This is a genomic window from Neobacillus sp. Fa239 (genome assembly GCF_055395235.1).
In genome coordinates, this window is the sequence record NZ_AP041612.1 from 387,094 (window position 1) to 401,468 (window position 14,375).

Consider the following 14,375-nt stretch of genomic DNA (forward strand, 5'->3'; position numbering starts at 1 on the left):
GTTGTACTTAAACTATCGTGGCATTTAGTTTAAGTATATTTCTTCACAAAGTTAAAGAAAAAGCCGATCTTCCAACTACTTACTAAGCCGAGTTAAGAAGTCTTTCCTCTTTCAGAAAGGCGGGGTTTACTAAAAACTTGCTCTTAAATATAGGTTATTCTATCCACTTACATCATTGTATCTTGGATACGTTTATAAATTACATCAGGAACTTCTTGAAGTGAATCTACTGTTATAAAAACACTACTATGCTTAACGTTAACCTCAACCATGTTATATTTCCATTCACTTTCTGCTGGAATGTATATTGCATGGATACCCATTTCCAGTGCTGGGACAATATCCGTTCTTAATGAATTTCCAACCATCCATGTTACATTAGGGTCAGCCTTAATGGTTTTTAAAATATCGGATAGAGCTGTTGTATCTTTATGTTCCGAAATAAAAATGCGATGTTCAAAATATGTAGTCAATTCTAACTGGGTAATTTTTCTGCGTTGATTAGACTCATCTCCTCCTGTATGCAAATATAATTCATGTCCCTCTTCTTTTAAACGTTGTAGAGTTTCATTCATATACGGAATAGGTTCAACAGGGATCTCGAATACCTTAAAACCCAACTCTCTTAAATATTGGATTTCATCTTTTTTCTTTTCCCTCCCAGTTAAGTCACAATAGTATTTATAAGTACCAACAAATGACTCGGGAAACCGATCTGACTTTAGTCCGTGCTCACTAATCGCAGAGACATCAAGTTGAAGCTGTTTTTGTTTTATACCTTCCTCAGTAATCGAGTCAAACCACGCCATCATTTGGTCAGCGAACTCGTCTATTACTAGGTTAAAATATCTATTACAGTATGCTAATGTATCATCAAGGTTAAATAAGATGTTTTGTTTTTGCATTTTTAACTCCTTTTCAAGTGTATACCTTTAACTATTGTTCCACTATGACTAAGTTAATATTACTAAGATAAGTAAGCAGAATGTGAGAGTTATTCAACTAATTGGCAGGATAGTGAAAGAAGGAATTACGGAGTAAAACAGCGAATAAAAAGAATTGTTAGTAAGGGGGTAAGAGATATTACAAAACCTTTAATATTAAAAAATAAGACATACAATCAAATAAAAAAAATGGTTTCACCAAGATATAAGGGGATAATTCCTAGCGGTGATGAAATTGTTACTGGATTAATTTTTCCAGAAGAAACAATTCTATTGAGTGATGTTAGAAAAGCGTTGAAAAGAATAAATCAGGACAGTGAAATAAAAAGGATAGCAGTTGGTTATTGCTTTACGATTGAAGCACAACAATTATTAAAGGAATATAATTTTAACATTTTTTCTATCAGTAATTTTGTATGGTCAGATGAACGTTATAAAGAAATTAAGGGTGGAAGTTCCTAAAAGAATTGAGGAACTTCTTATTTATATATAAGATTGTGAAGGAATGCACTTAAACTAACGGGCTTTACTTCAAGAAGAATTTTCACAAAATCTTAGCCGGCTAATAATAAAACAGGGAATGAGGATCACCTCATTCCCTGTTTTGTGTTTCCATTATTTACTTTTAGAATGCTTGTACTATAATTGTATAATTTGGTATTAAAAATAATTAGTATGAGTGCTAATGACTTGTAGATATCTACTTTTTCTATAATTGGTTTAGTTATATTACCCGCCCAACCGATAGTGGAAAAACGATAGATAAAAAGAAAAAGAGGAAAAGAGAATATGAGAAAACGTACACATGCTTCGCCTGCTAAATACCACGTATACCAATGGAAATTAACAGTCATTAGTTTCTTTGGTACTGTAAATGGTCTTGCGTTCTGTAATTGTGTTTGAGAAGATTGCTTTTCAAAGATTACACATTAATAGGATAAGTAAGCGGACCGCCAATCACATTTTTCTATTGGACTATGTAACGGCGGCGTAGCAAAAACTGTCTGCTTTATGCTTAAATAAGCTATTGATCCTGTGAAACGAAATCCATATCCTCCGTATCCAGTTTATAAAAGAAACCGTCGTATCCTCTTATGTATGTAGAAAAAGGAGGCGTGTCAATAAAGCATAAGACAGAATCATCGATGTCCAAAATTTCACAAAGAGAAACTAATTCAAAATTTCCCCTTTCTTTATTAAACTCAGTATCTTCAAAGCCGCTTAAAACGACCCAGCCAGATTCTCGCCCTTTCTGGTGCATTTGCCGGCTTAATCGGTTTATTGTTCTCCTTTTTAGAACATCTTTGCTAACCATAACCTGTAAGAAGTTAAAATATTGCCATTGAAGCAATTCGCCATCAACAAATTCAGTATGACCAATATGTTCTGAGCCAAAAGAAATTTTTTGGACCATTACCAAGCATTTTATTTTTTCGGCTTGTTTATAAGAGTTCCAGTAAAAAGGTTTCACTTTCTCTTTATAATCACCACCCACAATTCTTCACAGCAGTATCCTCCTCCTATTGAATCGGTTACAAAATTCAATTTGACCCGATCACCATTTTTTAATTTGTGAATCACTGTTTCATTGGGAACAAAAGTAGTGTAGGGTTTTTTTTCTTCAATTTTACAACTTTCACTAGTTTGAAGCTCATTTTATCCCTCCAGTAGTCAAATGGAACTGTTCAGAAAATTTTCGCTTCATTATAAACGATGAAGTCCGATTTTCAATGAGGAATACAAAAAAAATTAAGAGAATGAGGTCCACAAACGTTTTGTTCCTGATCTGTTAAATTAAGTGTTAATGAAACAGTCTCTGCTTTTGATTGTTCAGAAAAGTTATATAAATTTGGTCTGGATGTTTTTTGGATTTTTATTTGTGAACAACCAGAACCTATGCATAAGACTAAAAGAAATGGAAAAAGCCAAAGAAGAAGAGATTTCATGGCTATATACATCCTTTATTTAATATTTATTCAACTGTGTAGATATGTTTTGTTATTCCGGACTGATTATTCTAGTTTCGTAAAATGCACGAAATTAGAGCATCTATACATTAAACTTAGATTCCATTAAAGGACACATTTGGTTCATGCCTTTTAATTTTGCCTTAATTCGTTTGTGATTATAATATTCTATATAATTTGCTAGTTCTTGTTTAAAGTGTTCTACACTTTCAAATTTCTTTAAAATTAAGAAGTTCTGATTTCATGATCCCAAAGAAATTTTCCATAAAAGCGTTATCGGTCCTTTACGAGACATACTTTGCGTAATACCACGTCCACTCAGGGCATTTTGGTATTTTATCATTCAAATTTCTGTTTACTCGAAGATATGGCTTAGACAAATTGATAGATATGTGTTAGAACACCTCACCTTTTTTTAACACAAGAAAAGAAACAATCCCAAAAAGCATGGGAACTTGAAGGGTGTCAAGAGAGAAGTTGAGCATATTTTGGTGAAATTGAATGATGTGGATTTTTATATTGCAGATAAAAAGAGGATTGACAATTCCATCCTACAGTTGTAATCTGTAAACGTAGACTACAAATGTAGGAAGGTGCCACTAATATGAAAAATGCTGATTGTAAAATATCTGATGCGGAGTGGATTGTAATGAAGGTATTATGGAATGAATCACCTTTGACGCCACAAAGAAAATAGAAGCATTAAGCTCTAATAAGGAATGGAGTCCAAAAACGATACATTCCTTGATCAGAAGATTGGTAAAAAAAGGAGCTTTAGGTGTCAATAAGGAGCTTGCACAGTATCAGTTTTACCCACTTGTAGAAAAAAAAGATTGTGTATTGGGAGAAACCAGATCTTTTATTCAAAAGGTCTATGATGGTTCTCTGCATCTTATGATTGCTAACTTTATGAAAGAAGGAAAGATTTCTGAAAAAGAAATAGAAGAACTGCAAAGACTGTTTAATGAAAAAATGAAAAAATGAAAGTTAGGTTGTGGAAGATGGATTTAACTATGATATTTAAAGAGGTTTTATTATTGTCATTTATGGGTAGCGCATATATTGACTTAACCCAATCCTTTGGTATTCAATTTATCAAAGCAAGATTGTGAGATAGCTTGCGATGCTGCTTCTCTCACTGTATTAAAGGATGATGAAGTGAAAAAATACGGGCAGACCATGATCAATTTGCTTAGATTCTTTTCTGAACAAAGACGGTTTCCAGGAACATTAGGTTTTGCAAATAAATACAATAAAAGGAGAATTATTATGATTACTCGATCCAGGAAAAATTCAGCTGTTTTTGCGATTCTAGCCATATTTCTAACTGTTATTTTAGGAGGTTGTTCAAGTACTGTTAAGGCTTTAAATGCAGGTGACTCTCAGAATAATAATGGCAGTACAAATATTTCTAATGTTAAGCCTGTGAATACAGGTGACTCTCAGAATATTAATGGCAGTACAAATGTTTCTTATGTTACCCCAACACCTGGGGTGAATAAACCATCCGTGGGTAACAATACTACAGCACCAACATCTAACAATATTATAGTTTTAACTTCAACTGCGCAAGTTGACTCTCAGAAAACTCTTCTTGTAAATATTATGACATTGGCACGACATGGCAAAATTATAAATTCTCAATTTCCCGATAAATTAACGGTCATAGATACTGTTGAAAAAAAACTGGGAAAGCCCGATAAAGTAGTTTGGTTACCGGCTGCTAAAGGGAGTTATGCTGTGTTTTCAAAATATAATGTGGTATTTGGTTTTAACAAGGGCAGTCAAATTTTCGAAGCCAGATCCTTTGATAGAAGATTAAACAAAATATCACTATCTATGGTGAAAAAAGCCTATGGAACTCCTGCATTTGACGTAAAGAGTAATAATGAAGAAATTATAGGATATATTGCGGGTCCGGAATATAAAATTTTATTAGTATTTCCTCAGCCAACAAATAGCAACAAAAATAGGTTAATAGACCACTATTCTGTGCTATACCCTAAGGGTACTGTTAATATTATGGCAGGTGACCCAGGAAGAAAATGGTAATGGAAAACAAAAAAATAGTTAATTAATATAGCCTAAGATACATTAATTAACGGTGCTGATTAACTAAACAAGAACTAATAAAAGCCAAGGAATATTATTTCCTTGGCTCTTGTCATAAAATACATTTATTTGCAAAGTCAGCTTTCAAAAGTATCTCAAATCTTGGAATGGTCGTCAAGAAAAGCACTTGACAACCATTCCAGGGTTTTAGGAGTCTTGGATTGGAAATGATATTCTTATAATGTTATAAATATGATTTTCTTTCGATTGAATTTCCATTTATGCATTTTCAATCTCAGTAAAAATCCTGTTTACATGTCTCAAAAGAATTTTCCCTGACGAACTCAATTGAATATTTCTTCCTTTTCTCTCAAATAGGATTGTTCCCAATTCATCCTCAAGTCTTTTAATAGTCAGGCTTAAAGAGGGCTGGGCAATATTCAATTGTTTGGCTGCTTTAGAAATGTGCTCAGTATAGGCAACTGTCTGAAAGTATTTTAGCCGAAGCAATTCCATCTATCTATGCCCCTTATTTATTAAAATAAATATATATATATACCTTATTATGTATTAGATTGAATGTAAATATAGATGTAAGATAATCACGTAAGTTATATGAAAAAAGACAAACTAAAAAGCAAAACAAATATTACAGAACTTTGAGTAAAAAAAGGAAGTTGTGCAAAATGTTTCACATTTCTCTGGTAAAGGCTAGACAGTTCCTATCGGAACTGAAGAATTATATCGAAAAATCAAATGATGGGGTAACGCCCTGAAGGGTTCTCTCTTAGTAATATGAACTTATTTTATAAATAGAAAAAAGTACAGCGGTATAGAGAAAACCCCTTTTATTTCTACCCTCGAGAATCGACTCTGAGACAGTTAACTCGAAGGTTTTTTTTATCCATAACGCCCTGGATTCAATAACAAAATGGATTTAAAAATATGTTTAGAAGGAGGCGACGCTGGAAGGCTAGAAGAGGGGATCCGGGGAAATAAAAAATTTCCTGAATTATTCAAAATAATTCTGTAAGCCTAAATATGGGCACGTTTTAACCTTCACTGGCTCAAGGGTCTGTAGTTTTTTCGTAGCACATTTCAAAGGATTTTGAAAAAAGTAAGTACACTTATAAGCACGCTATAGACCCGCGTCCCAGCAGGCTTTGCCTGAATACTTTTTGTATTTTTGTAGGCAAAAAAGCGATTGACAATACCATCCTACAAGTATAATCTATAAATACAGATTACACTTGTAGGATGGAGGAAGAAAGATGAAGAAAATAGATTGCAAAATATCTGATGCAGAGTGGATAGTAATGAAGGTGTTATGGGAAGAAGCTCCATTAACAGCTGCGAAGATAATAGAGGCATTAAGTTCCAATAAGGAATGGAGTCCGAAAACAATTCATTCATTAATAAGCAGACTGGTAAAAAAGGGAGCTTTAGGTGTGAATAAGGAGATGCCTCAGTATGAGTTTTATCCTTTGGTAGATAAAAGAGACGTTATCCTAGAAGAAACAAGGTCGTTTATCCAAAAGGTATACGATGGTTCTCTCCACCTTATGCTCGCCAATTTTATAAAGGATGAGAAGATTTCTGAAAAAGAAATAGAAGAACTTCAAAGATTGCTTGATAAAAAAATGAATGAGTAAAAGGCAGGTGTTGAAGCATGGTGTTATCTGCAGTATTTAAAGAAGTCTTATTACTGTCACTTATGGGCAGTATATTAGCCTTAGGGATACTTGCCATTAAGGCAATTTTTGGACAGAAGCTTAGCGCAAGGCTTCATTATTATATTTGGTTTATGCTTGTACTTAGGCTAATTCTGCCAATAGGCATTCAAAGTCATATAAGCTTGCTGAATTTTATTCCAAATGAGCAGAAGAAAACTGATATTAATTTTATTGCAGAGCAATATGTTCCTAACATAATATCAAACAGTGCTATTAAAACCGGAAAAACACCGTCTAAAGAAGATAGTAAGGCATTGGCTGAACCAAGTATTAAAGGGACTATATTTAATTATGATACTGCGGCAGTGCTGTGGATAATAGGTGTTTCATCAGCTTTACTGTTTTTTCTATGCGTAAATATCTTGATGATGGCTAAATTGAAAAAGTGCTCAAGCTGTGAAAGAGAAGACTTAATCGACATTCTTGAAGCGGAAAAATCAAGGCTAAAAGTAAATTCGAAGGTGAATATTATTTATAATAATTACTCGAAATCGCCTGCAGTTTACGGGGTGATACGTCCTAAAATTTTAATTCCAGAGGAGCTTATAGACAAATTAACCCCGGAAGAGCTTAGGTTTATTCTCAGCCATGAATTAACTCATATTAGGAACAAGGATTTAGCGGTAAACACCTTGCTTATGATTGTTAAAGCAATATATTGGTTCAATCCCTTAATCTGGTATTCACTTAATCAGATAAAACAAGACTGTGAGCTGGCTTGTGATGCGGCTGTCCTCAACACCTTAAAGACAGAAGAAGTCAATAAATACGGTCAGACTATGATCAATATGCTTAGATTATTCTCAGAAAAAAAGGACATTACTGGGGCATTAGGATTTGCAAGTAAATACAATAAAAAGAGAATTATTATGATTACACGATTCAAAAAAAGTTCGGCAATATGTGCAGTTTTAGCTGTATTTCTTACAATTATGGTAGGCTGCTCAAGCACCATTAAATCAGTCAGTACAGGGGTTATCCCAAATAAAAACAGCGGTACAAATAGTTCTAATGCTAATTCTACTCCGTCAGTGGATAAAACATCGCAAGATCAAGCGACACAAAGCAATGCAACACAAAGCAATGCAACACAAAGCAATGCAACAGAAGACAATACAACTCAAGACAATACAAGCCAAGCGTCAGCATCCAATAACAATTCTGCTGCTTCATCATCTCAAGAGAGCATTCAGAGAAAGCTTCTTGCAAGTATCATGCAATTGGCAAAGCAGGGTGAAATCACAAATTCTGAGTTTTCTGTTAAAAATACAGTTATAGATGAAGCAGAGAAAAAGCTTGGAAATCCTGATAAGGTAGCTTGGGTACCTAGTGCTAAAGGGAATTATGCTGTATTTTCGAAATACAATGTGGTATTTGGCTTCAACAAAGGGGATCAGATCTTCGAGGCGAGATCCTTTGATAAGAAATTAAATGAAGTATCACTTTCTATGGTCAAGAAAGCATATGGAACTCCGGCATATGATGTAAAAAGTAATGATGAGGAAATTATAGGGTATGTTGTAAGTTCGGAATACAAGATTTTGTTAGTATTTCCTCAGCCATCAAATAACAATCAGGACCCGGTAATGGACCACTACTCCGTACTTTACCCTAGGGGTACCGTTAATATTATGGCAGGCGATCCGGGAAGACAGTGGTGATGCAAGAATTTAAGTGAGGGTGTCGGTTGATTTGGCAAAAAAATCATTCCAGGGCTAGATGGTTGGTTCATACGAGATCTAAGTCCCAACCAGCCTCAAACATGTTTCCACAAGTAGGGGGCGAACGGTTTAGCTGACGAGGTCTAAGCCCCACGGGCAGGTACGTTCTACCCCGGCTACCGTTATAATAAAACCATATAAAAAAATGTTCAACCAGAAATATCTGGCTGAACTTATAATACGAAGGGGCAGGTTAGCGTAATAAGGGCATAACCAAAAGGGAAAAATAATTCAGAGATGAATTATGAAACGGTTATGTTTTTTAGTAATATTTATTTCATTTTTTTCTTTGAAAATAGTTAAAGTACAGGCAGAATCGAAATATCTGTATAACGAAAACAACTCACTTGACATTACTATAATGGAATATAGTTCAAAAAAAATACCATCGAAATTTAATGGATTTAGGATAGTTCATTTGTCAGATTTGCATAGTAAGACATTTGGAGAAAATCAAAAAGTTATATGCCAAAAAATAAAATTGTTAAAACCAGATTTAATCGTCTTTACGGGGGATTTAGTTGATCAAAAGAATTATGACGATGGAACAAGTCTATCGTTAATGAGGGAGATAAATAAAATTGCACCAGTTTATTTTGTGACTGGAAATCACGAATGGTGGTCAAGAAAGTTTAATTCACTTGAAAAAAAATTAACCACTCTTGGCGTTAAGGTGTTACGAAATAGCCGGGAAAGGGTTCATATTGGTAATGAGAATATTTATATAATTGGCATAGATGACCCAGCTATAAATAACGGTGATGAGAGTAAACTCGTTAGATCTGAATAAAAAGAGGCATTAAATAGTATTGAAAATCAAGAAGACTTTAAGATACTTTTATCTCATCGACCTGAACTGTTTCCGATTTATACACAATTCAATTTTGATTTAATTTTTTCTGGTCACGCCCACGGAGGACAAATTAGGTTACCCTTAATTGGAGGTTTAATCGCTCCTAATCAGGGATATTTTCCTGAGTATTCTTCAGGTAAGTACAAAAATCGAAATTCAACAATGGTGGTTAACAGAGGGTTAGGAAATAGCATATTTCCTCAGCGGCTATTCAATCATCCAGAGATTATTGTTTTAGAACTATCCCATAAGGATAAATAAATGAAAGACATCTTATTTTAAAACTTGTTCATTATTTCAGATGGGATTGCAGCAGCGATTCCGTCTTATTTGTTCTACAAGAAGGATAATCTTACGGGGTGTTGAACTATTGTTCTAACGGATCTGTATTTGGCAGGAGAAGGAATTAAAGATTATTTCTTTAGAGGAGTTTAAATATGAGCAACATATCGAAGGAACAATTGATTGAATGTTTTAAATCATTTTTTAAACAGTATAAATTTAAGAAAACGGGAACAAATTGGAGAAAATCAACTGGTGAACTTATATTTGTTCTCAACATTCAAGGGTCGCAGTAGAGCAAAGAGGATTATTATATTAACGTTGGCATTTACATTAAGGCTCTTGGAGAAGACCAGAATCCAGCTGAGTACAAATGTCATATTAGAAGCAGGATTGACGAGAGTAATAAGTCCTGTAATTTATTATGTAATGAAATACTCGAATGGTTTGAAACATACGGAACCACTCAAAAACTAAAATCACATAAGAACCAAAACAGTTTGCCGTTAGCTACTACAGTGGATGCCAAGAAATACCTTAACGAAATAAACTAATACTTGTTTTCTTAGCTAAAAATTTTCCTTGTTCGACTAAACGGGGGCTTGAGTCAAAGATTGATTTCCGACATTGATCGCTGCGGCGGTCATATTTTCTTGTTGAGCTAATGAAGCAGGTTAGTATAATAAAACTTGATAATATTTAGGTTTGCATACATAGAAATTCTATGTATAATCAGAATACAGATTTAGGAAATCATTTGTTTGATGGTGCAACAATAAGTGCAATCGTTTTCGACTCATTCGAATATTTTCATTAAGAATAGAGGTTATCAACTTGAATTTACACACTCAATTAGCTTTAGGGAACTTTGGAGATACCCTTGGCAGTATTTTGGCTTTACTTATTTTAATATTGACATTTCCTCTTCTAATTTGGTTAATTATTTCATTGGGCTTTTTGGTCTCTTATAAGAAGAAAAAAGCTATAAAATGGTGGGGAATTATTGTTGGGATAAGTTGTGTTTATGGAGTTATTGTATTAGGATATTCGAAAATATTTAACGGGGCACCATTCACTATTGCACAGAGAATAAATGTATACATACCAATGTCGGTTTATGTTCTAGAGGACTACCAAGAAAGTACGATAGATTCAAAGACAGAGTATGAAGTTATTCGGTTTAGTCACTCTCAAATGGATCAATTCATCCAAACAATCAGAGATAAAGGCTGGAAATATGGAACTGTTGTTCCAAACTCATTGCGACATCCAAATCCTAATGACTCCCAAGATCTAATGTTAAGCAAAAAATATCCGTTGCCTAAAGAAAAAAAGGAAGGGTATTATTATTCCTACATCAAAAAAACGGTTGGAGATGGAGATTGGTATACAAAACGCAAGGCATACTTTTTAGATGTTAAGACAAGGACATTGTATATTTTTTATGATAACTCACAGTGGAGTTAAAGATAGTTGAACAAAAAATATTCATTTCCACAGCATGATAAAATGCATTTCAATTCAGGCAACATATTTTAAGAATCATAGTCGATGGTAATTAAGAATGTGAAGGATTGTTCTTAAACAAACAGGTGCGTTAGTTAAATAAGAAAAAGTAGTTAAAATCTTCAACAATGGGGGCTTTTATGGAGTAACGGAAAAGGTCAATTTCCCAATTTTATTGCTAAGAAATTGGCCTCTATAATTGAAATTTCCTTAACGTTGTACATGCGGTTTCTTGACGCTACCCCTTTATGCTGCAGTTTTGTACATTACTTTCATTGTCAAATTTCCCCTTAAATCTTTTTTCGATTCCAAGGTAATATCCAATGCGCTTCTAACAATTCGGGCAATACTAGTTTTTATATTCATCTAGAAGCTGCTACATTTCCGTTTGTGGAAACCACTTTGCGCAGTAAGCACACATTTGTTTTACTTTCGATTCTCCCAATGTTCTTCAATCTCCAATTCCTCTTAAATCATTCTTTTTAACTGTGTTTCATTCACATATTTAGGACCTTTAATTAAAACATTTAAAGCTTCTCGATAAGTATAGGTTGTTTTAAAGGATGGACAATCAGAAAGCTTTTCGTATTCATTGCTCTTCCATTCCTTTTTTAGTTCCTCATATTCAATATCAAACCAAACCATTAAACTGTTTATTGCGTGATCGTCTACTGTCATTATTTTGCCCCCTTTGCTTTTTCGTAAATGGTTGAACGTGTGACGTCTGTTTGTTTAGAAATGTCATTTTCACTTAATCATTTTTCTTCCGTTCTGCAAAAAGCCAAAATGTTCGTTTACAATTCTATATTTAAATTGGTATAGCTTTAATGATTGATCAAAAAATTAAATAAAAACAGCAATTAAAAAAGTTAGTAAGCGAAAAGAAGGATCGTCTTTTGCTATTTTAAATCTGGAAGATTAGTGTGCTGAAGATGCTAGTAATAAAAACTTTACTAGGAATTAATAAAATTGAAGAGATTTCTAATTTTTCATATCTCTTCTTTTATCTAACATTTCAGCTGCTTTACGTGCTTTTTCTCTGCTGGTATTAATATACAATAAAGAAGTGTCCGATGACGTATGGCCAAGTTGTGACATGATCAAAGGAATATCCCCATTTGTTTGTTCTGCCAGGTTCGTAGCATAAGTATGACGTAGCTTATGAGGGGACATTCTCTTATCAAATGATTTTGTAAATTTATAAACGATGTTTTCAATAGCACGGTTTGTCAAAGGTTGAACTATATTTTTGTATAGTTTTATGTATACAAACTCATTTTCACCATCACCGGATTTGTATTTTAATTTCCGAACCTCTAAATATTTTTGCAGGTCTTTTAAGCTAGAAGGGGTTACGGAAACTGTGTCTTTTTTATTGCCTTTACGGATAACGCTAATTTCTTGGGAGGTAAAATCAATATCCTTTAAACGTAGATTAGATAATTCATTGACCCTGATACCACTTCCGAGAAATAGTGAAAGAATACTGATATTCCGCTCTTTATCCCGTTGAAAGTAAGTTCTTTCAGCAGGGGATAGGGAATTTACATATTCACCTTTTATATAATCTAAAAAATCTAAGTCTTTGTTATTAATAAATATCTTATCTGTAAGTTTTTTTGCACGCTCGTTGAATGTTTCAGATACTTTGGTAACTTCGATTTTTTGCATAACATTACGGTGGAAGTAGGGTTCATTATTTTCCAATTCTGCTTCTACTGTCATGTATTTAAACAATGATCGGAGGGAGGATTTATGCCGATTTACTGTCTTAGGATTAATTTGTTTGATTTCATCGTCTGATACTTTGTATTTTTTCCTTGCCAAATATTTAAAGTAACTCCTAGCTTCGTCCAATGTTATGGAAGAAAGTACAGCTGGGGTAATATCCTTAATTCGGTCACACTTCGCAATTCCTTCCATCATAAGCCAATTAAAGAAATCACGAAAATCTCTTACATAGTTAAATAATGTGATAGGGGAGCGGATGTCTTGTTTGGCGTCCACAAACTCCACCACATAAGAGGGCATTTCTTTAAGTAAGATTTCTAATTGGTTCTCGAATTTTTCATGTTGTTTGGAAATTGCCATTCAAAAACACCTCATAAGAAATAATACTTTAATTATAGAACTAATGTTCGTATAATACAATTTTTACGAATTTTAGTTTACATAGTTATATTATAGAAAACAATTTTTAATACATTAGAATTGTTTTTGTAAATTGTATAAAATCAACTAAATGATTTTCTAAAATTTTCTGTAAAATAGTTAAGTTAATCTCCTGATAATCATGTACTGCAATATTACGAAAACCCACCATAGCTTTCATTTTTTGTGAAAGTGAAGGGGGGAGAATACCTTCTTCTTCTAATAAGGAAAAAGCGTCTCGGCTATTTTGTGGAAGTCCAAGTTTTTTCTCTGCTACAATAAGCATCGAAAGATCAATACTTGCTTCGCATGCTCGTTGCAAATTCAATACAATGGAGTCCTGCTTAGTATTATTCTTTAAGTTTTCCGGATTATTTGCATACTCTTCATGAATACGTTTAATACCGCGTTCAATAATACTTACTTTATTTAAAATCACATCATTTTTCATAAATCGATCCGCTTTCTTCAATATTTTTTAAAATAAGATACCGTTCCTCGTTTAGTTTGGCATACATTTTTAATGTTTTTAATTCATATTCTGCCTTTTTAAGGTTGTCGGTACAATAAATTACTTTTCCTGTATGAATCACTTGAGCTTTGAATACTGTACTTGCTTTGTATAGGTCAATTAAGTCAACATCACAATTAAGCCTGGAGGCAATTTCTTGAGCTATAAGGAATATCTCATATTTATCAAATTCTTTATCTTTACTTAGAAATGCAACATCTATGTCGCTATCTTTACGTATGTAACCATTAACATTCGATCCAAATAAATATATTAAAAATGGAAAGACTTTATCTTTTAAGGTTTCTACAATGGTTTGTTCCAAATTTTTACTCATCGTCTAAAAAGCTCCATATTTTTCTTTTATTATAACATAAGTAACTTTTACACTTCCAGATTATTCGTAAAATGTGTATTATACGAATAGTTATTTATTTAAAATTTGGGCTCTTCCCTTTGAAATGTTTTTATGTTCTTAGCCCAATAGTAAAATGTCGTCTTTATATCTCCATGAAATATAATAAGGTGATATATTCACCACTGGAGCATCTTCAAAAAAAGCACCCGCTGCGGACAGACAGAAATGCACTGAAAATTCTAGGGGCCATAAAGAAATACCTTCAAATCAAGACACACCAAGGCTTACTAGCGAGGT

At 33.4% G+C, this 14,375-nt stretch carries 13 protein-coding genes and 3 pseudogenes; 8 read left to right on the forward strand and 8 right to left on the reverse strand.

Features of this window, described 5'->3' with window-relative positions; all coding sequences use genetic code 11:
* Positions 1 to 167: 167 nt before the first annotated feature.
* Complete coding sequence (locus ACZ5XR_RS30225) at positions 168 to 905, reverse strand: HAD family hydrolase (RefSeq protein WP_464502622.1); 738 nt, start codon at positions 903 to 905, stop codon at positions 168 to 170.
* 228 nt (positions 906 to 1,133) lie between these two features.
* Between ACZ5XR_RS30225 and ACZ5XR_RS30230 the strand changes: the two genes are divergently transcribed.
* Complete coding sequence (locus ACZ5XR_RS30230; protein ID WP_464502623.1) at positions 1,134 to 1,406, forward strand: hypothetical protein; 273 nt, start codon at positions 1,134 to 1,136, stop codon at positions 1,404 to 1,406.
* Positions 1,407 to 1,968: 562 nt separating this feature from the next.
* Here ACZ5XR_RS30230 and ACZ5XR_RS30235 read toward each other — a convergent pair.
* Both ACZ5XR_RS30235 and ACZ5XR_RS30240 read right to left on the reverse strand, forming a co-directional pair.
* On the reverse strand, positions 1,969 to 2,358 hold the full coding sequence (locus ACZ5XR_RS30235) for an immunity protein Imm33 domain-containing protein (RefSeq protein WP_464502624.1): 390 nt from the start codon (positions 2,356 to 2,358) through the stop codon (positions 1,969 to 1,971).
* Positions 2,359 to 2,993: 635 nt separating this feature from the next.
* Positions 2,994 to 3,227: pseudogene (locus tag ACZ5XR_RS30240) on the reverse strand (IS3 family transposase); the annotation flags it as partial.
* Between the two features lie 428 nt (positions 3,228 to 3,655).
* Between ACZ5XR_RS30240 and ACZ5XR_RS30245 the strand changes: the two are divergent.
* Together ACZ5XR_RS30245 and ACZ5XR_RS30250 are read left to right on the forward strand one after the other, a co-directional pair.
* Positions 3,656 to 3,895, forward strand: coding sequence for a BlaI/MecI/CopY family transcriptional regulator (locus tag ACZ5XR_RS30245; protein ID WP_464502625.1), 240 nt, complete (start codon positions 3,656 to 3,658; stop codon positions 3,893 to 3,895).
* 96 nt (positions 3,896 to 3,991) lie between these two features.
* Positions 3,992 to 4,963, forward strand: coding sequence for a DUF4309 domain-containing protein (locus ACZ5XR_RS30250; protein ID WP_464502626.1), 972 nt, complete (start codon positions 3,992 to 3,994; stop codon positions 4,961 to 4,963).
* Positions 4,964 to 5,254: 291 nt separating this feature from the next.
* Here ACZ5XR_RS30250 and ACZ5XR_RS30255 read toward each other — a convergent pair.
* Positions 5,255 to 5,479: pseudogene (locus tag ACZ5XR_RS30255) on the reverse strand (LysR family transcriptional regulator); the annotation flags it as partial.
* A gap of 755 nt (positions 5,480 to 6,234) precedes the next feature.
* Between ACZ5XR_RS30255 and ACZ5XR_RS30260 the strand changes: the two are divergent.
* The 5 genes and pseudogenes from ACZ5XR_RS30260 (at position 6,235) to ACZ5XR_RS30280 (ending at position 11,019) form a co-directional block, all read left to right on the forward strand.
* Positions 6,235 to 6,615 (forward strand): BlaI/MecI/CopY family transcriptional regulator, encoded by a 381-nt coding sequence (locus tag ACZ5XR_RS30260; protein WP_464502627.1) that lies wholly within the window; start codon positions 6,235 to 6,237, stop codon positions 6,613 to 6,615.
* 17 nt (positions 6,616 to 6,632) lie between these two features.
* Positions 6,633 to 8,357, forward strand: coding sequence for a M56 family metallopeptidase (locus ACZ5XR_RS30265; RefSeq protein ID WP_464502628.1), 1,725 nt, complete (start codon positions 6,633 to 6,635; stop codon positions 8,355 to 8,357).
* 304 nt (positions 8,358 to 8,661) lie between these two features.
* Positions 8,662 to 9,531, forward strand: a pseudogene (locus ACZ5XR_RS30270) (metallophosphoesterase).
* A 353-nt stretch (positions 9,532 to 9,884) separates the two neighbouring features.
* Positions 9,885 to 10,106, forward strand: coding sequence for a hypothetical protein (locus ACZ5XR_RS30275; protein ID WP_464502836.1), 222 nt, complete (start codon positions 9,885 to 9,887; stop codon positions 10,104 to 10,106).
* Positions 10,107 to 10,386: 280 nt separating this feature from the next.
* Positions 10,387 to 11,019, forward strand: a complete 633-nt coding sequence (locus tag ACZ5XR_RS30280; RefSeq protein ID WP_464502629.1) for a hypothetical protein — start codon at positions 10,387 to 10,389, stop codon at positions 11,017 to 11,019.
* A 507-nt stretch (positions 11,020 to 11,526) separates the two neighbouring features.
* Here the strand turns inward: ACZ5XR_RS30280 and ACZ5XR_RS30285 are convergent.
* The 4 genes from ACZ5XR_RS30285 to mntA all read right to left on the reverse strand — a co-directional run bounded on the left by ACZ5XR_RS30285 (position 11,527) and on the right by mntA (position 14,057).
* Entirely contained in the window at positions 11,527 to 11,736 is a 210-nt protein-coding gene (locus ACZ5XR_RS30285; protein WP_464502630.1) for a hypothetical protein, read from the reverse strand.
* A gap of 303 nt (positions 11,737 to 12,039) precedes the next feature.
* Complete coding sequence (xerS, locus tag ACZ5XR_RS30290; RefSeq protein WP_464502631.1) at positions 12,040 to 13,149, reverse strand: tyrosine recombinase XerS; 1,110 nt, start codon at positions 13,147 to 13,149, stop codon at positions 12,040 to 12,042.
* A 106-nt stretch (positions 13,150 to 13,255) separates the two neighbouring features.
* Entirely contained in the window at positions 13,256 to 13,660 is a 405-nt protein-coding gene (gene hepT, locus ACZ5XR_RS30295) for a type VII toxin-antitoxin system HepT family RNase toxin (protein ID WP_464502632.1), read from the reverse strand.
* Positions 13,650 to 14,057, reverse strand: coding sequence for a type VII toxin-antitoxin system MntA family adenylyltransferase antitoxin (gene mntA, locus ACZ5XR_RS30300; protein ID WP_464502633.1), 408 nt, complete (start codon positions 14,055 to 14,057; stop codon positions 13,650 to 13,652). Before mntA ends, hepT begins: the two co-directional genes overlap by 11 nt.
* Positions 14,058 to 14,375: the final 318 nt, after the last annotated feature.

Bases quoted from the DNA above. Each gene is read 5' to 3' on its own strand.
- ACZ5XR_RS30225 (WP_464502622.1), bottom strand. From the start codon at position 905: ATGCAAAAACAAAACATCTTATTTAACCTTGATGATACATTAGCATAC.
- ACZ5XR_RS30230 (WP_464502623.1), top strand. From the start codon at position 1,134: ATGGTTTCACCAAGATATAAGGGGATAATTCCTAGCGGTGATGAAATT.
- ACZ5XR_RS30235 (WP_464502624.1), bottom strand. From the start codon at position 2,358: ATGGTCCAAAAAATTTCTTTTGGCTCAGAACATATTGGTCATACTGAA.
- ACZ5XR_RS30260 (WP_464502627.1), top strand. From the start codon at position 6,235: ATGAAGAAAATAGATTGCAAAATATCTGATGCAGAGTGGATAGTAATG.
- ACZ5XR_RS30265 (WP_464502628.1), top strand. From the start codon at position 6,633: ATGGTGTTATCTGCAGTATTTAAAGAAGTCTTATTACTGTCACTTATG.
- ACZ5XR_RS30285 (WP_464502630.1), bottom strand. From the start codon at position 11,736: ATGACAGTAGACGATCACGCAATAAACAGTTTAATGGTTTGGTTTGAT.
- xerS (WP_464502631.1), bottom strand. From the start codon at position 13,149: ATGGCAATTTCCAAACAACATGAAAAATTCGAGAACCAATTAGAAATC.
- hepT (WP_464502632.1), bottom strand. From the start codon at position 13,660: ATGAAAAATGATGTGATTTTAAATAAAGTAAGTATTATTGAACGCGGT.
- mntA (WP_464502633.1), bottom strand. From the start codon at position 14,057: ATGAGTAAAAATTTGGAACAAACCATTGTAGAAACCTTAAAAGATAAA.